The organism is Alkalihalobacillus sp. CinArs1, assembly GCF_947387515.1.
GTDB lineage: Bacteria > Bacillota > Bacilli > Bacillales > Guptibacillaceae > Guptibacillus.
The window spans coordinates 77,801-94,791 of the sequence record NZ_CANDOB010000004.1 but is presented as its reverse complement, the minus strand read 5'-3'; the positions used below and the strand labels follow the sequence as shown (position 1 = coordinate 94,791).

Below are 16,991 nucleotides of genomic sequence, written 5' to 3'. Positions count from 1 at the left end.
CAAGAACACCTCTCTATATATGCTGTGGTCTTTTACCAAGCGCCTCACGCACCCAGCTATTCATTTCATATGAGCGCACTCTAAGCGCTAGTCGTTCTTTAGACTTCGGACCATTTCCAGTAACGATTTTCTTAAATTCCGACCAATCAGGATCTGCGTACTCCCACTCTGATTTTTCTTCATCAAATTTTAATGTAGGATCTGGAATCGTTAATCCTAACGCCCAGATTCTTGGAACATATTTCGTTAAAAATTCCTGGCGTAGCTCTTCATTCGTTTTCGTACGCAGTTTGTACTGCATGTTTTTATCTTGATTCGAGTGACCCGTTTCATTTTTTGATTTAGGACCGAAGAACATTAGGAGCGACGTCCACCATCTGTTTAGCGCGTCCTGCAAAAGTTCCCTTTGCTCTTCTGTGCCTTCTGCAAGTGCCATGATGATGCTCTCGCCATGCTGCGCATGAAAGACCTCCTCAGCACAAATCCGTTTCAGAGCTCTTCCATATGGTCCATAAGAAGTGCCTAGCATCATCGTTTGTGAGATGATCGCAGCACCATCCACTAGCCATGCAATTATTCCCGCATCGCCCCACGTTGGTGCCTCCATATGAAACACGTTGTGAAACTTTAAGCGTCCTGAGAACAGGTCCTTCATGATGTCATCTCTATTCTTTCCAAGCGGTGCCATTAAATCTTCAGCTACACGAAGTAAAAGCTGCCCATGCCCCATCTCATCCTGAACCTTTGCCATGATCGCTAATTTTCGATGAAGCGTAGGTGCTTTTGGAACCCATTCCTTCTCGGGAAGTGCCCCCATTATTTCACTGATTCCATGCATTGATATCAAACGGATCAATGCTTCACGATACTCATCTGGCATCCAATCGTCCGCTTCGATTTTTTCGCCATTGTTAATTCTATCCATGAAATGATCAATATTTTGCTGATAAACAGCTTCCATACCCACACACCTCCAATATAACGTTTATTTAACGTCATTATATTTTATTGTTATATAAATATCAAATATTTTCTGAATACTTTTCGAAATAAAAAAGCCGGCTCTCAGCCGACTTCTTTGTTTCTACGCATTTACATGCTTTCTTAACGCTTTCCTTAGAATCTTTCCAGTAGTGTTCTTCGGTAGTTCATCGATAAACTCGACGATCGTTGGGCATTTATATTTCGCAAGATGTTCCCTACAATAGGTCTTTACATCCTCTTCCGTAAGCGTGTCTTTTGAAACGATAAAGGCTTGTACCGCTTCTCCGAAATCAGGGTCGGGTACTCCTACAACAGCTGCTTCCACAATACCTGGATGCTGGTATAATACCTCTTCCACTTCTCTCGGGTAGACATTATATCCGCCTACGATCACGAGGTCTTTTTTACGATCTACAATATAGAAATACCCTTCTTCATCCATCTTTGCGAGGTCTCCGGTATAAAGCCAGCCGTCTCTAATTGTTGCAGACGTATCTTCAGGGAGCTTGTAATAGCCCGTCATGACATTAGGACCTTTTACAATAAGTTCACCAACGACACCAGGAGACACTTCTTGACCTAGCTCATCTACTACTTTATTCTCTACATTCGTAATATTCGTGCCGATTGAACCAGGCTTTCTCGGACGATCTAACGGATTGAAACATGTAACCGGTGCCGCTTCAGATAATCCGTACCCTTCAGATACTCTTACGTTGAACTTTTCTTCAAAGCGATGAAGGAGCGCAACAGGCAGCGGTGAACCTCCAGAAATACATATCCTAACATGCTTAAAATATTCACTTCGTCCTTCTGGATACTGATAGAGAAAATTATACATCGTTGGAACACCTGCAAAAACGGTTGCTTTGTACTTTTCAGCAACACGAAATACTTCTTGTGGACTAAATTTCGGCATGATCAGAAGTGTTCCACCTGAAATAAGAGGAGCATTCATAGAAACGGTCATACAAAATACATGGAACATTGGGAGGGCTGTGATAACGACGTCGTCAGAATTAAACTCAAGATAATCGGCTGTGTCAGAAGCATTACTCACGATATTTTTGTGAGATAACATCGCTCCTTTTGGTCGACCAGTTGTCCCCGATGTATAGAGAATCACTGCAACATCATCTTCTTCTGTGTGAAGAGATGGTACAGGGTTTCCTTCTTCGGCAACCATACTTGTAAACGGTTTCAATTTTATGTTTGAAATGACCTTTGAATCCGTTCCTTCTCCTACATACGTAACGAGGTTCACTCCAGGAAGCTGACCTGCCATACCTTCTACAAGGGGTAATGCTTGTTCGAGCGTTACGATCGCCTTAACATCTCCATTGTGAAGCAAATAGCCGATCTCACTAGGGGTATAGACCGGATTGATTGGAATGACAACTGCACCCGCTCGTAATACGCCATAATAACTGATGAGAAATTCTGGTGAATTTCCAAGTATTAATGCCACGTGATCGCCTTTGTTGATATCCTCAGCTGCAAGGTTTGCTGCGAAAAGAGATACTTTCTGGTCAAGCTGTTCATACGTTACTGCCTCATCCTCATAAATATACGCTTGTTTATTTGGATGCGATAATGCGGCTCGTTTCAGTTGTTCCGAAAGATTCATTCGCTCTCCTCCTGATATGAATGAATAGTCATTCATTTTTAATTTTCTAAATATATTATATTGGAAGAAAATTTATCAAGCAAGGGGGGAATCCTCTTTCCAGCTCGATCCAATAGAAATAGGAGCTGATATATCAGCTCCTATCCGTTAATAAAGAAGATTTATAAATTCTTCTTCAGTAATATTTCCAAAATAATGTTTTACATCAATATCTTCAATCGCATCTCGAATGGACGCTGGATCATACCTGGTATCGTTTAGACGTTGTTCTAACTCTTTTACATCTCCTACCCCGAAGAAGTCTCCAAAAATCGTTGCTTCCTTAATGTAACCCTTCTTCACTTCTAACCTAACATCGATCGATCCGATTGAGAACCGCTTTGAATGCTGAACGTTGAATTTTGGGGACCGTCCATAGTTCCAATCCCAATTCTTATATCGCTTCTCTGCAATCTCATGTATTTTCTGCCAATCTTCCTCAGTTAGCTGATAGGTGGGGATAGTATCATACTCTTCAAAAATTGAATCCAATAGCTTTTGTTTAAATACTTCACGAGTCATATCGTCGTCCATATGCTCACTGATGTTCGTCACTCTGCTTCGGATCGATTTAATTCCCTTTGATTCTATCTTCTCTTTGTTTACTTTTAATGCTTTTACGACGTTTTCTAGATTCACATCAAACATCAATGTTCCATGACTATACATTCTACCTTTCGTTGAAAACTGAGCATTCCCTGATATCTTTTTTCCGTTTACGAGAAGATCGTTCCTCCCGCTTAACTCAGCTTCTACTCCCATCTTATGTAATGCTTTTACGACTGGGTCAGTGAACTTTTTATAGTTGTGAAAACTATTTCCATCGTCTTTCGTGATAATACTAAAGCTTAGATTACCCTGATCATTGTACACGGCTCCGCCACCTGAGAGACGTCTGATGACATCAACATCATTCTCTCGAATATAAGCAGTATCGATCTGTTCGATCGTGTTCTGATTCTTTCCGACAATTACCGTAGGATTCATTGAGTAAAAGAGCAGATAGGTTTCATCAGGGTCGAGTTCTTTTAGAATGTATTCTTCAATAGCCAGGTTAATCCCAGCATCCATAATGTTTTCATTATCGATATACCGCATAGCATTCCCTCCAGTTTGTACTGATTCTATTGTAATGAATTGTCTTAAACTAAGCAAAAAACCTACGCTCTCCCATAAAATGTTATGCGCTTCCTCCCCGTTCTTTTGTCCTATGCTACGAATACTTCTAGTAAACGCAAAAGAGGAGGAGCACAAATGAAGATTGTGTATTACGAAAAAGGGGATATCCCAGTTATTGTAGGTGCTTCGAGTTTAAATTCAAGCTTAACGATAGAGCAAATTAAAGCAGAAGGCGAAAAAAAGTGTAAGGAAATCGCAAGACTTCTTGGAAGAGAAATTGGTTTCTTAATGGATATGAACGGTAAACTCGAATCAAATCTAGATTAATATTTCAAAAGGACTGAAGGGAACCCCTCCAGTCCTTTACTCATCTTTCCCACGTTAATCCACTTTTCGCAAGGACAACTTCTCCATCAAAATACTTCTTCGCATCGTCCTCTAACTCTTCTAACACACCAAAGTGTGGCAGGTGAGTTAGCATTAGCGTGCCCACATTCGCTGAATTTGCAATTGTCGCCGCATCCGTACTATTCATATGACCCATGGCGGTCCCGTCCATATGACTGTATAGATTACATTCACATATAAAGAGATCAGCATCTCGTGCAAACGCTTCGAACTCTTTCATATAACTTGAATCTGCAGTAAACACCATGCTTGTTTGTTCATCCGTAATTCTCATAGCAAAACAAGTCACTGGATGCTTCGTTTTGAGGAACGTAATCGTAAATGGGCCAATCGTAAGCTCTTCGTCTTCCTTATAAGGTTTTGCCACTGTATATGGTTCATGACTGAGTCGTTTAAATTCTGCTTTATCATGAGGAGGCGCATAAATCGGCAGCTCAGGAAGTTCCTTACCAATCTTTGATTGTATGAGCCTTCCATGATAGAGAACACCGATATCCGCGATGTGATCAGGATGATAATGACTGATCACTACGGCATTCAGCTCCTCAACAGACAGATAGTGCTGTAGCTGTGCCAAGACTCCACTACCGCAATCTACTAGTAAGTTAAAGCCGTCTGATTGTACAAGATAACCAGCGCTAGCTTCTCCCACTTTAGGATATCCTCCCCACGGGCCGAGAACTGTCACTTTCATCTTTTTCACGCTCCTTTCAACTCAAGTAATGCTCTTGCAGTATATTGATCAGTAATTAAAATGTTTGCATAGCCGCCTTTTAACGCCCCAAAAATGGCCTCTACCTTCTTTGGACCGCCCGCGATCAAAATCGATTTTTCCTTTTTCGAAAGTTCTTCTAGGTCGATTCCTATTGTCCGATCATTTAAATCCTTATGAATCGGCCGTCCATTGCGATCGAAAAAACGAGAGCAGATTTCACCGACAGACCTTGAGTGGATGACATCTAATTCTTCCTCACTCACATACTCTGCTTGAACGATTACAGAATCTTTTGTTGGAATGCCTACGCTAAAGAGAGCTACGTTCGCATCGCGCCCCATATCGAGTACCTTCCGAATATGTCGATCAGCCTCCATCGTCTCTTTCACAAGCAGCTGATCTACGATAGCAGGTACAGGTAAGAAGTGACCCGCTGCATGGAACGAACGACTGAGCATCTGTATAACTTCATATGCAAACGTATTGGTTTCTGAATAGCTGATCCCACCATTTAACTGAACGACAGTCACATTCTTCAATAATTTATGACGGAGGTTTTTCCCCACCTCATGTAAGGTCGTTCCCCAGGAAACTCCAATTAGATCATTATCTTTTATCGTGTCATTAAGATACAGAGCAGCTGTCTTTCCCACATGGTGTTTTACGATACTGTCTTCATATTGGGGAACGATGGTCACTTCGGCGTCCATCAGGCCAAAAGCCTCGACGAGCTCGGTGCTTAATCGATGGACATCCTCAGAAGGATCATGAATGGTTATCTCCACGACACCTTCCGCTTTCGCTTGTTTCAACAGCCTGGATACGGTTGGCCTAGATACCGACAACTTGCTGGCGATTTCTTGCTGACTGAAATCAAGCTGATAATATAAGCGGGCTGCCTCTACAACCTTTTCAAGTTTTCCCTTATCCATAGCAACACCTGTAATTCCGTATTATTTGCCACCTAAACACCTTTAAAAAAGGCTTTCAGAAAGACCTTTTCGCCTTCTGAAAGCCTCTCAAGTGTTATCTTGATAGCATTGCTTTTACTCTTTTAACGACGTTTTCTGGAGTGAAGCCAAATTCTTTGATGACCGTATTTCCTGGTGCTGAAGCTCCGAAACGGTCGATCGCTAGGACATCACCTTGTTGTCCTACATAGCGATCCCAGCCCATGGATGCTCCCATTTCAATTCCAAGACGAACAGTTACATCATCAGGCAACACTGTTTTCTTGTAGTCTTCTGACTGCTGTTCGAAAAGATCCCAGCTTGGCATGCTAACTACAGAAGCCGTGATTCCTTCTTTTTCAAGAAGCTTTTGTGCTTCAACTGCAAGACCAACCTCAGAACCAGATGCGAGTAGAAGAGCATCCGCATTTGTGCTGCCTTCCACGATGTAAGCACCACGCTTAACGCCTTCGTAAGCTTCTTCGTGAGAGTCAGTTACTACAGGAAGGTTCTGACGAGACAAAACAAGTGCTGTAGGATTCTTAGAAGATTCTAGTGCTACTTTCCAAGCCGCAGCCGTTTCGTTACCATCAGCTGGTCTGATAACAGATAATCCAGGCATCGCACGAAGAGAAGCTAGCTGCTCTACAGGCTCATGCGTTGGTCCATCTTCACCAACTGCTACGCTATCGTGAGTGAACACATATGTTGCTGGTACACCCATCAATGCTGATAAACGAAGTGCAGGACGAAGGTAATCAGAGAATACAAAGAATGTCGCGCCAAAGATCTTAAGACCTTTGTGAAGTGCGATACCGTTCATCGCAGCTGCCATTCCGAATTCACGAACACCGAACCAGATATTTCTTCCGCTATAATCTGCTGCTGAGAAATCATTCTCGCCCTTAAGCATCGTCTTGTTAGAAGAAGCTAGGTCAGCAGAGCCACCGAAGATTTGTGGATTGTTCTTAGCGATCGCATTTAGTACTTCACCAGATGCAGCACGTGAAGCAGTGCTCGTACCTTTTTCATAAGAAGGAATTTCACTATCCCATCCTTCAGGAAGCTCCCCTTTGATCGCTGCTGTCAACTGTGCAGCTAGTTCAGGGTATTTTTCTTTATAGCTAGCGAAAAGATCGTTCCACTGCTTCTCTTTCTTATCTCCTTCTTCCTTAAGCTCTGCGAAGACACTCTTCACTTCTTCAGGAATATGGAAGTCATTTTCATAAGACCAGTTGTAGTTTTCTTTTACTAGAGAAATTTCATCTGATCCAAGTGGTGCACCATGAGATGTGTTGCTTCCACCTTTATTCGGAGAACCATAACCGATCGTTGTCTTCACTTCGATCATAGTTGGCTGCTCTGTGTTGCTCTTCGCTTGTTTTAGAGCATCAGCAATTGCTGCCATATCGTTACCGTCTTCAACGCGAATCACTTGCCAGCCATAAGCTTCATAACGCTTTTGAACATCTTCTGAGAATGACTGGTTTAATTCACCGTCAAGAGAGATATCGTTCGAATCATACATAACGATTAGACGGCCAAGCTTAAGGTGACCAGCTAATGAAGCTGATTCAGATGAAACACCTTCCATTAAGTCTCCGTCACCACAAATGCTATAAGTGTAGTGATCGATCACGTTAAAGTCATCTCTGTTGTATGTCGCTGCTAGATGACGCTCTGCCATAGCCATTCCGACTGACATTGCAAGTCCTTGTCCTAATGGACCAGTCGTAGCATCGACTCCTGGAGTTTCACCAAACTCAGGGTGTCCTGGAGTGTTACTACCCCATTGACGGAAAGATTTAAGATCTTCCATGCTAACATCGTAGCCGAACAAGTGAAGCATGCTATAGAGTAGCGCTGAGCCGTGTCCTGCTGAAAGGACGAAACGATCACGGTTAAACCACTCTGGGTTAGATGGACTGTGATCCATGAACTGGCTCCATAATGTATATGCCATCGGCGCAGCTCCCATCGGCATTCCTGGATGTCCAGAGTTAGCCTTTTCGACTGCATCGATGGATAAAGTACGAATTGTATTTACTGCAAGTGAATCCATTTGATTTGTTGTCATATGTATACACTCCTTTTTTTATTGTGAAATTTAGTAAAATGTCTTTTGAACAAATGTACATTCATTATTATACATCAGTGCTCGAAAAAGAAAAAGGAAAGATGTCTGATTTTACAAAAAAACATCTAGACCACAAAATTATCTTCCCTCGAAAATGAGTTTTCAATCATGAAAGTTTTATTATCCAAAAGAAAATAATATTTAGCTGTCTTCAGTTTGTAAAATACACTGGGTACCTACCGTAGGTGCAAATACCGCTCGCTTTCCGCGGACGAACGCCCGAGCCTCCTCGCAAAGAACGCTCCGGGGTCTCGGTCGCCCGTTTTTCCGCAGGAGTCTCGCGGTATTAGCTCCTACTTTTTAAGAGAATACCAGAGATAGAGAAGTCGTACCTTAGAAAGAGTAAAACAGAAATAAGCTGTCGAAATCGTATCGACAGCTGTGAAAGTCTTTTTTTTTTTTTGCAAATTCCCATTTTTAAATCAAATAAGCTTTTACTTCGTAAGGACGCATCGTAGAGGTTTGCTCTAATTTATCCGAAGTACTCTCATAGTTCTTGATAAGGAGGTTGCCTCCTTGCAGTGATTCATCTAGTTCATGTGTTACGTTTTCGCCTGAGAAGTTAGCGGCTACGATGAGTGTTTGGTCTTTGTATGATCTGGTATAGACGTACAATTGCTCGTTGTCTTCTAGTAGAAGTTTGTAATCACCGTGAACGATGATGTCGTGTTCTTTTCTTAGGCGAATAAGCTCTTTATAGAAGTAGAAGGTTGAGTTTTCGTCGCTCAATGCTTTTTTTGCATTCACTTCGGTATAGTTCGGGTTAAGTTTAATCCATGGCGTGCCAGAGGTGAATCCAGCATGCTGCTCATCTGTCCACTGCATTGGCGTTCTAGCATTGTCTCGTCCTTTTTTATGGATAGCTTGAAGGATTTCCTCATGCTCTCTCCCTTTTTCTTCTACCTCTTCTTTATACATGTTCAGTGTTTCGATATCTTTATATTCCTCAATCGAATCGAAGTATACATTTGTCATACCAAGCTCTTGACCTTGATAGATGTATGGCGTTCCTTGAAGCAAGTGAAGCCAGGCTGCAAGCATTTTTGCTGATTCAACGCGATACGATTGATCATCACCAAAGACAGATACAGATCGAGGTTGATCATGATTTTCCATATAAAGACTGTTCCAACCTCTACCATGTAACTCGGTTTGCCACTTAGAGATGATTTTCTTTAAATCTGTCAGCTTCCATGGCTGCTGGTCCCATTTTCCTCCTGGACCACTCGTTACGTCCATATGTTCAAATTGAAACAGCATGCTGACGATACCATCTTTTTCGTCTGTATACTTCACACCATCTTCAGGTGTAGCAAGCGGCATCTCCCCTACCGTCATGGCTCCATACTGGCTCAATACCCTTTCGTTCATGTCTTTCATATACTCAAAGAATTTCGGCCCATTAACGAAATAGTCGCCACCCCACTGGTATTTATCAGGTGAAGTTACTTCAGCATCAGGAAGACCAGGCTCTTTCGATATGAAGTTGATGACATCCATTCGAAAACCATCAACACCTTTATCAAGCCAGAAGCTCATCAGTTCATACACTTCTTCACGTAACGTTGGATTTTCCCAGTTTAAGTCTGGCTGCTTCTTTGAGAAAAGATGAAGGTAATACTCTTCAGTCGTCTCATCATACTGCCATGCAGACCCACCGAAGATCGACCCCCAGTTGTTTGGTTCATGTCCATCAACACCAGGACGCCAAATATAATAGTCTCGATATGGATTGTCCTTTGATTTACGAGATTCTGCAAACCATGCATGCTCATCTGAAGAATGGTTAACAACGAGATCCATCACGAGTCGAATGCCACGCTTATGCATCCCATCCAACATCTCTTCCCAGTCTTTCATTGTACCGAATTCATCCATAATCTCTCTATAGTTACTAATATCATACCCATTGTCATCGTTTGGTGATTGATATACTGGTGACAACCACACGACATCGATCCCTAGTTCTTTTAAGTAATCGAGTTTCTCTGTAATTCCTTTAATATCACCGATACCGTCACCATTACTATCATTAAAACTTCTTGGATATATTTGATAAACGACACTATCTTTCCACCATTGCTTCCCCACGTCGAAACCCTCCTGATCATAAAATTGCGCAAACGTTTTCACAACCTATTATATAAGAGATTCTATTGAAGTACAAATGAGGGATGCGAAGCGAGCTTCTTTTATTTCTAGTATGAAAATTGGTATAATAGGTCTATTCTTCAGTATCTAATAGGCAGAAAGAGTTTTGTCGAGAGGGGCTATACTACATGAGTATCATTCAAGTTAAAAACTTAAAGAAATCATTCGGTGATTTAGAAGTTCTAAAAGAGATCAATACTGAAATAAATGAAAAAGAAGTCGTCTGTGTTGTGGGCCCATCTGGGTCAGGTAAAAGTACGTTTCTTCGTTGTTTAAATAAATTAGAAGATATAACCGGTGGTAGCGTCATCGTGAATGGTCATGATATCGCTGATCCAAAGACCAAAATTAACAAAGTTAGGCAAGATGTCGGAATGGTCTTTCAGCACTTTAATCTCTTTCCACACAAAACTGTTCTTGAAAATATCACGGTTGCACCTATCAAAGTAAAGGGAAACAACAAACAAGAATCCAAAGAACAAGCTTTGGAACTGCTTCAAAAAGTAGGACTAAAGGAGAAGGCAAACAGCTACCCTGGCGAGCTCTCTGGTGGTCAAAAACAACGTGTTGCCATCGCTAGAGCACTAGCTATGGAACCAAGCGTCATGCTGTTTGACGAACCGACTTCAGCGCTTGACCCTGAAATGATCGGAGAAGTGCTCGAAGTTATGAAGCAGCTTGCTAAAGAAGGAATGACGATGGTAGTCGTTACTCACGAGATGGGCTTCGCAAGAGAAGTAGGAGATCGCGTACTGTTCATGGACGGAGGCTACATTGTAGAAGAAAATGTACCGGAAGAAATCTTTAAAAATCCACAAAATGAACGAACAAAAGCATTCTTAAGTAAAATACTATAAAAAAACGTGCAGATCACTGATCTGCACGTTTTTAAGTAGAAAATAATGACTTCTCCTCACTATTCCCTTTAGTCGATAAGACCTTTATCTTTCAAGAAGTTCATCGCGACATCTTCCGGCTCTTCTCCATCCAGGTCAACCTTCGCGTTCATTTCAGACATTTCTTCTTCAGAGATCTTACCTGCTAGTTCATTCACAATATCAGCTAACTCTGGATGAGAATCCAGCGTTTCTTGTCTTACAACAGGTGCAGCGTAATAAGGTGGGAAGAAGTTCTTATCATCTTCCGTACTTACAAGGTTAAAACGAGCGATACGACCATCTGTTGTAAAAGCAGGAATCACATCTACTTCGCCTTCATTCAAAGCATCGTACATGATGTTCGGATCAAGACTTTCTGTTTCTTTAAAATCAAATCCATACGTTTCTACCATCGCTTCGTAACCATCGATGCGTTCATAGAATGGGTGTGGTCCTCCAAATACCATTTCGTTCGATACTGGCACTAAGTCTGAGTACGTTTCAGCATTCAAGTCTTTATTCGTTTCTTGTGTGATCGCAAGAGTATAACCATTCTCAAAACCTAGCGGCTCAAGCCAAACGAGGTCGAATTCGTCCTTGTACCCCTCTTTAACACGATTAAAGATATCATCAGCAGATTCACTAGAATCCGCAGTATCTTTTAAGACCGTTTCAAGCCCTGTTCCCGTATACTCAACATACATGTCCACATCGCCATCCACTAAAGCTTGATGGATAACACTTACCTCACCTACAGCTTCATCGATCTCGACTTCATAATCGCTATTCGCCTTTATGTATTCACCAATAAGGTGCGGTAAAATATATTGCTCTGTCCATGGCTTCCCTGAAATAACGATTGGATCATCCTCACTACTTCCGCTATCGTTACCGCAAGCAGCCAGTACCATAGCGAGGCCAATAATGAATACCGTAAACTTCTTCAAATTAATCTCCCCTTTATTTTTTTGCTTTAATCCCTTTTGGAGTTGCTGCATTTTCTAATAACTTTAAGATCAAGTCGAACCCTAATGCTAGAATCGTAGCTGGAAGTGCACCAGCTAACACAAGCTCATCCTTGTTCGATGTAAGTCCTCTATAGATGATGTCTCCAAGTCCTCCAGCGCCAACGAACGTGGCTAACGTTGCAACACCAATCGTCAATACAGTCGCAGTTCTTACACCTGCCATAATAACAGGTAAAGAAAGAGGAATCTCGATTTTCTGAAGGATCTGCAAATTCGTCATCCCCATACCTCTACCGGCTTCGATCGAGGATTGATCGACTGAAGTGATTCCAGTGTATGTATTTCTCAAGATTGGGAGCAACGCATAAACTGTCAAAGCGATGATTGCAGTTGTGTTCCCAATTCCTAGGAAAGGAATTAAAAAACCAAAAAGCGCTAAACTTGGTACTGTTTGAAAGATCGCTGAAATTGCGATAAACGGTTCTGCAAGTTTTTTTCTTCGAGAGATAAAGATGCCAAGTGGAACTGATATTACGATTGCGATCACGATCGATATGAACGATAGAAAGAGATGTTCTTGTAGGGCAACTAGAATATCATCCCATCGGCCTTGAATGGTTTCAATGAACAAAACAAAGAAATTTCGATCATTCATTTAGGGCACCTTCCTTTCGCTGACTCACTTGATCGAGACCGGCTAGCCCTCTCATCATACTGCCATTTGTGATGACACCTTCAAGCTTTTTCTCATTCACTACCGGAATCATCTTCACTGTTTCTTCAGCAAACCGTTTTGCGATTTCTGGGTAAACCGTATCACTCGTAACAGGTTCAGGTTCACTCATCACATCGACGATGCGCTTAGAGTCATCCTCATAATGCTCTTGAACCACCTCAAGTGTAATCACTCCCTGATAAACTTGTTCAGGACCTGTAACGACAAGACTGTCGACGCGTTCTGACTTCATTAATCGAAATGCCTCGGCTAGGCCACGGCTATCTTTCACAGTAGCGACTTTTCGGATCATCAAATCACGAGCTGAAGGCGTTTGTCCTTTAGCAATTCGTTCATCACCTACAAAATCACGGACAAACTCATTTTTGGGATGGCGCAGAATACGATCAGGAGTATCGAGCTGGAGGATCTCGCCGTCTTTCATGATAGCGATACGGTCAGCGATCTTCATCGCTTCGTCCATATCATGAGTTACGAAAACAATCGTCTTTTGTATCTCCTTCTGCAGTTTGATCAATTCATCTTGGAGCTGTTCACGGCTGATCGGATCAAGAGCACTAAAAGGCTCGTCCATCAGTATGATCGGAGGCTCTGCAGCTAAAGCACGGATAACCCCGACACGCTGCTGTTGTCCTCCACTTAACTCTAGAGGATAACGAGAGCGAAATGTTGAAGGCTCTAGTCCAACAAGATCCAATAACTCATCAACACGTTTATCAATTTTATTTTTCTCCCATTTCTTTAGCTTCGGTATCAACGAAATGTTCTCTGCAATCGTCATATGTGGTAGAAGCCCAATTTGTTGAATCACGTACCCGATGCTTCGTCTGAGCTCTACTGGATCCTGCTCGGCAATCTGTATGCCGTCTATGTAGATCTGACCTCCTGTTGGTTCGATCAACCGATTGATCATTTTCATAGTCGTTGTTTTTCCACAACCACTTGGACCGATCAAGGTCAAAAGTTCGCCTTTTTCAATATGTAAGTTAATGTCCTTTAAAGCAGTTGTTCCATCAGGAAATTGTTTGCTAACATTTTTAAAAGTAATCATTCTTCCCCTTCACCCTGCCTCCTTAAAAATTCCTATTCTAAGTGAATACCCTAACGTGCTCGTTTCAAACTGAACGATACTATTACAATCTTACTAATACTCTATCCTTTTTCGCAGTATAATTCAAAGAAATAAGCCTTCTCACAATCGAGAAGGCTTAGTAGTTTTTATTTCGTTACAGCAGGTTCATCAAACCTCTGAGCTTTGCGTTTTTTCATTTCCATGAAGAAAAATACAATTGTCCCAACTATGAATATAGTGGTGAACCCGACTAATACCCATACGTTATCCCACATAAATGCAAAATCTCCACTAGAGATTACAGCCTTGAGTCCAGAAACGGTGTACGTCATCGGAAGCCATGAATTAAAGATTTGAAGACTCTCCGGAATTAACTCAAGTGGGAATGTACCTGCACTTGTCGTTAATTGCAGAATCAAAATAATAATAGCGACAAAGCGTCCAGGATCGCCCATCGTCGTCACGAAAAACTGGATCATCGCCATATACGTTAAACTCGAAACAATTGAAAACATGACGAATAACGGTACGCTCTTAACTTCGATTCCTAATCCATACAGTAATACAGCATCCGCGATCACTGCTTGAATAACGCCTACTGTAAGAAGAATTCCATACTTACTCACAAACCATCCTAAAGCAGACTTAGGATCTGCTGCAGGTTCCCGAAGCGGGAAGACGATCGACATAAGAAGAGCGCCTACAAATAATCCGAGGGACAGAAAGTATGGAGCGAAACCTGTTCCATAGTTTGGAACAGAAGAAGTTGCATCACTTTCTACATCGACTGGGTCTGCAAACATGTTGTAGTTTTCTTCATCTGCTTTTGTTTGAGACGTTTCTTTGGCAGCTTCATCTAGCTTAGTATGAAGTTCGTTCGATCCGTCACTTACTTTTTCAGCACCACTATCTACCTTCTTTGACCCTTCTAGAAGCTTGCCTGCACCTGTTGTTAGATCAGACGTTCCTCCTTCTAAATCGGTTAAACCGGTGACGAGCTTCTCTGATCCATTAGATAATTCAACAACACCTCTATTGAGTTTTCCTACATTCGTTATCATATCTTGCCAGCCAGATGACACGTCGCTCGTTCCTTGAGCTACTTGAGCAGCACCGGCTTCAAGTTTTGATACCTTTTCTTTCGCATCATTTATCTCTGTTCCAAACTGATCGAGACCTTGTTCAAGCTTTACTTGTCCATCATATAGAGATTCTAGTGCCGAAATAAGCTCTGATTGACTCGTTTTCATCTCACTTATGCTTGAAGAAACACCCTTTGAAACGGTTTCTAACGTTGTAGCTCCCTCCTGAATGGACTGAGCGGCACCTGCAGATTTTTCTGCGATTGGTTGCAGTTGACTGATCAACGCTTGTTTCTCTTCTTCTGTATAAGCATCATTTGATTGAATACCTTGAATCACGCCCTGAAGCTCTTTTGAAACTTGAGCAGCTCCGTGACCACCATTAACAATCGGTTCTTTTATGCTTTCAGCAGTCGTACCTAAAGCGGTCACTTCTGACGATTTTTCCTTAAGGTTCGTTAAAATTTGTTCGATGCCTTGTTGACTTTGTTTCACTCCACTTGCCAGGCTTTCTTGCCCTGACTTAAATTCATTGAAACCATCGTTTAACTTTGTCACACCATCACTGACTTGATTGGCACCAACAGTTAGATCATTTACTTTAGATTGTCTTTCTTTCAATGTTGTTAACAAAGTAGTGGAACCTTGACTCGCTTCGTCTAACCCCTTTGCAAGTTCCTCTGATCCATTTTGTAATTCACTCACGCCATTCGTGATTTCGATCGATCCATTGTTTAACTCTGCTAGATTTGCTTTTAACTGCGCTGTTCCATCTTTTAATTCTGAAGAGCCATCAGCTAAATCTCCTGCACCATCTGATGCATCTGACAACCCCTCTGCAATCTCGCTAAACGTATCAAAAACAAGTTCACTATAATTCTCTGTTATATTGTTCGCGATTTGAGACTTGATTTCACCTACAGCTGTACCACCTATTTGCCCCGCAAGGAAGTTAAAACTTTCATTCGGCACATACTCTAAATTAAGTTTTTCAGGCTTTTCATCAAGCACAGTCGTTGATCGTTCTGAGAAATCTTCAGGGATCTGAATCTTCATATAGTAGGTCTGATCTTCGAGACCCTCATTCGCTTTTTCCTCATCAACAAAGTCCCATTTGAATTGCGGATTTTCTTTCAGCTTTTCTATTAGTTCATTTCCTATTTCAATATGCTCTCCTTCAAAATCAGCACCGCTATCCTCATTTACAACAGCGACAGGAATTTGATCGAGATTTTCATACGGATCCCAGAATGCCCATAAAAACATACCACTGTATAAAACAGGGATGAATATGACTGCTAGAACAGGTATGAGAATTTTTTTATTAGTGAACAATGCACGCCACTCAGAACGGAGATGACGAAAATTCATAGTTGATGACCTCCTATTGTCTATATGACCAATTTTGTCATTTGGTCATTAATGCTAAAAAAAAGAACAATCCATACTATCTCGACTACGTTTTGACCAAAATCAAAATTTAGTCATTTTAACTACAGATAGTAATATATCATCCTTTTTTTATTTAGGCAATAGGATCTTTTATACCTTCTTAATCCCTTCCATCGTGAATAACTCGATGTGGTGTGCAATTTCTTCTTTTGTCAGAGAACGGTTTGATTTCTCCCAATCAAACACGAGAGCGATATACATTTTGAAAAGCAGGAATGCAGTGAGAGAAGGATCGCATTCTTTTATCTCATTGTTCCGTATTCCTCGCTCGATTTCTTGCTTAATAAAGGACGTAATCGCTTGTTCTACAAGATTGAGTGCTTCTAAAGCAGCTGGCGTTCCTATCTCTCGAACTTCTTGTGATAGTTTAATTGCGAGTTTATGTTCCTTCCGGTGCTCAAGTACATCGAACAAGCCTCTATGAAGATTCTCAAAAAACGTATCCTCTTCATTGATCGAGGTTTGAGCAAGCTCTTTCATCTCACTCACCATCTGGTTTACGATCTCATTGAAAAGCTCTTCTTTATTCCGAAAAAAAGTGTAGATCGTCCCTTTTCCCACATTCGCTATTTTCGCTACTTGGTCCATCGTTGTTGCTTTGTATCCAAACATTGAAAAAGATTTTTCTGCAGCATTGATAATGCTTATCTTTCGGTCAAATCCCATTGTCCTC

The 16,991-nt window shown here is 41.5% G+C and carries 14 protein-coding genes; 2 read left to right on the top strand and 12 right to left on the bottom strand.

The genetic code is table 11. The features are described 5' to 3' along the window. Positions 1-13: 13 nt before the first annotated feature. The 3 genes from paaA to PFZ69_RS17920 all read right to left on the bottom strand — a co-directional run bounded on the left by paaA (position 14) and on the right by PFZ69_RS17920 (position 3,748). A complete protein-coding gene (gene paaA / locus PFZ69_RS17930; protein ID WP_270182474.1) occupies positions 14-961 on the bottom strand; it encodes a 1,2-phenylacetyl-CoA epoxidase subunit PaaA in 948 nt (315 codons plus the stop codon). A gap of 123 nt (positions 962-1,084) precedes the next feature. Then, the gene (locus tag PFZ69_RS17925; protein WP_270182473.1) at positions 1,085-2,611 is read right to left on the bottom strand and encodes a fatty acid--CoA ligase family protein; all 1,527 of its coding nucleotides are present in this window, start codon (positions 2,609-2,611) and stop codon (positions 1,085-1,087) included. Between the two features lie 147 nt (positions 2,612-2,758). Then, positions 2,759-3,748 carry a lipoate--protein ligase gene (locus PFZ69_RS17920; RefSeq protein WP_270182472.1) on the bottom strand — a complete coding sequence of 330 codons (990 nt, stop codon included), beginning with the start codon at positions 3,746-3,748 and terminating at the stop codon, positions 2,759-2,761. Between the two features lie 156 nt (positions 3,749-3,904). On the opposite strand from PFZ69_RS17920, the gene PFZ69_RS17915 reads away from it, so the two are divergent. Then, positions 3,905-4,096: a hypothetical protein gene (locus PFZ69_RS17915; protein ID WP_270182471.1), complete on the top strand. Its 192-nt coding sequence runs from the start codon at positions 3,905-3,907 to the stop codon at positions 4,094-4,096. A gap of 40 nt (positions 4,097-4,136) precedes the next feature. Here PFZ69_RS17915 and PFZ69_RS17910 read toward each other — a convergent pair whose 3' ends face one another. The 4 genes from PFZ69_RS17910 to PFZ69_RS17895 all read right to left on the bottom strand — a co-directional run bounded on the left by PFZ69_RS17910 (position 4,137) and on the right by PFZ69_RS17895 (position 10,070). Next, the gene (locus PFZ69_RS17910) at positions 4,137-4,871 is read right to left on the bottom strand and encodes an MBL fold metallo-hydrolase (protein ID WP_270182470.1); all 735 of its coding nucleotides are present in this window, start codon (positions 4,869-4,871) and stop codon (positions 4,137-4,139) included. A gap of 5 nt (positions 4,872-4,876) precedes the next feature. Beyond that, positions 4,877-5,824, bottom strand: a complete 948-nt coding sequence (locus PFZ69_RS17905; RefSeq protein WP_270182469.1) for a sugar-binding transcriptional regulator — start codon at positions 5,822-5,824, stop codon at positions 4,877-4,879. 94 nt (positions 5,825-5,918) lie between these two features. Further along, positions 5,919-7,919 carry a transketolase gene (gene tkt / locus PFZ69_RS17900; RefSeq protein ID WP_270182468.1) on the bottom strand — a complete coding sequence of 667 codons (2,001 nt, stop codon included), beginning with the start codon at positions 7,917-7,919 and terminating at the stop codon, positions 5,919-5,921. Between the two features lie 477 nt (positions 7,920-8,396). Then, positions 8,397-10,070: a glycoside hydrolase family 13 protein gene (locus PFZ69_RS17895; protein WP_270182467.1), complete on the bottom strand. Its 1,674-nt coding sequence runs from the start codon at positions 10,068-10,070 to the stop codon at positions 8,397-8,399. Between the two features lie 188 nt (positions 10,071-10,258). Here PFZ69_RS17895 and PFZ69_RS17890 point away from each other — a divergent pair, with 188 nt between their 5' ends. Next, positions 10,259-10,987, top strand: a complete 729-nt coding sequence (locus PFZ69_RS17890; RefSeq protein ID WP_270182466.1) for an amino acid ABC transporter ATP-binding protein — start codon at positions 10,259-10,261, stop codon at positions 10,985-10,987. Positions 10,988-11,055: 68 nt separating this feature from the next. Here the strand turns inward: PFZ69_RS17890 and PFZ69_RS17885 are convergent, their stop codons facing one another. The 5 genes from PFZ69_RS17885 to PFZ69_RS17865 form a co-directional block, all read right to left on the bottom strand. After that, entirely contained in the window at positions 11,056-11,955 is a 900-nt protein-coding gene (locus tag PFZ69_RS17885; RefSeq protein ID WP_333489749.1) for an ABC transporter substrate-binding protein, read from the bottom strand. Between the two features lie 13 nt (positions 11,956-11,968). After that, a complete protein-coding gene (locus tag PFZ69_RS17880) occupies positions 11,969-12,631 on the bottom strand; it encodes an ABC transporter permease (protein WP_270182465.1) in 663 nt (220 codons plus the stop codon). Next, positions 12,624-13,763 carry an ABC transporter ATP-binding protein gene (locus PFZ69_RS17875; protein WP_270182464.1) on the bottom strand — a complete coding sequence of 380 codons (1,140 nt, stop codon included), beginning with the start codon at positions 13,761-13,763 and terminating at the stop codon, positions 12,624-12,626. Before PFZ69_RS17875 ends, PFZ69_RS17880 begins: the two co-directional genes overlap by 8 nt. Before the next feature lie 167 nt (positions 13,764-13,930). Beyond that, a complete protein-coding gene (locus tag PFZ69_RS17870) occupies positions 13,931-16,237 on the bottom strand; it encodes a YhgE/Pip domain-containing protein (RefSeq protein WP_270182463.1) in 2,307 nt (768 codons plus the stop codon). A gap of 171 nt (positions 16,238-16,408) precedes the next feature. Then, complete coding sequence (locus PFZ69_RS17865; protein WP_270182462.1) at positions 16,409-16,984, bottom strand: TetR/AcrR family transcriptional regulator; 576 nt, start codon at positions 16,982-16,984, stop codon at positions 16,409-16,411. Between the last annotated feature and the right edge of the window lie 7 nt (positions 16,985-16,991).

Bases quoted from the DNA above. Each gene is read 5' to 3' on its own strand.
- paaA (WP_270182474.1), bottom strand. From the start codon at position 961: ATGGAAGCTGTTTATCAGCAAAATATTGATCATTTCATGGATAGAATT.
- PFZ69_RS17910 (WP_270182470.1), bottom strand. From the start codon at position 4,871: ATGAAAGTGACAGTTCTCGGCCCGTGGGGAGGATATCCTAAAGTGGGA.
- PFZ69_RS17890 (WP_270182466.1), top strand. From the start codon at position 10,259: ATGAGTATCATTCAAGTTAAAAACTTAAAGAAATCATTCGGTGATTTA.
- PFZ69_RS17870 (WP_270182463.1), bottom strand. From the start codon at position 16,237: ATGAATTTTCGTCATCTCCGTTCTGAGTGGCGTGCATTGTTCACTAAT.
- PFZ69_RS17875 (WP_270182464.1), bottom strand. From the start codon at position 13,763: ATGATTACTTTTAAAAATGTTAGCAAACAATTTCCTGATGGAACAACT.
- PFZ69_RS17920 (WP_270182472.1), bottom strand. From the start codon at position 3,748: ATGCGGTATATCGATAATGAAAACATTATGGATGCTGGGATTAACCTG.
- PFZ69_RS17925 (WP_270182473.1), bottom strand. From the start codon at position 2,611: ATGAATCTTTCGGAACAACTGAAACGAGCCGCATTATCGCATCCAAAT.
- PFZ69_RS17865 (WP_270182462.1), bottom strand. From the start codon at position 16,984: ATGGGATTTGACCGAAAGATAAGCATTATCAATGCTGCAGAAAAATCT.
- PFZ69_RS17905 (WP_270182469.1), bottom strand. From the start codon at position 5,824: ATGGATAAGGGAAAACTTGAAAAGGTTGTAGAGGCAGCCCGCTTATAT.
- PFZ69_RS17915 (WP_270182471.1), top strand. From the start codon at position 3,905: ATGAAGATTGTGTATTACGAAAAAGGGGATATCCCAGTTATTGTAGGT.
- PFZ69_RS17880 (WP_270182465.1), bottom strand. From the start codon at position 12,631: ATGAATGATCGAAATTTCTTTGTTTTGTTCATTGAAACCATTCAAGGC.
- tkt (WP_270182468.1), bottom strand. From the start codon at position 7,919: ATGACAACAAATCAAATGGATTCACTTGCAGTAAATACAATTCGTACT.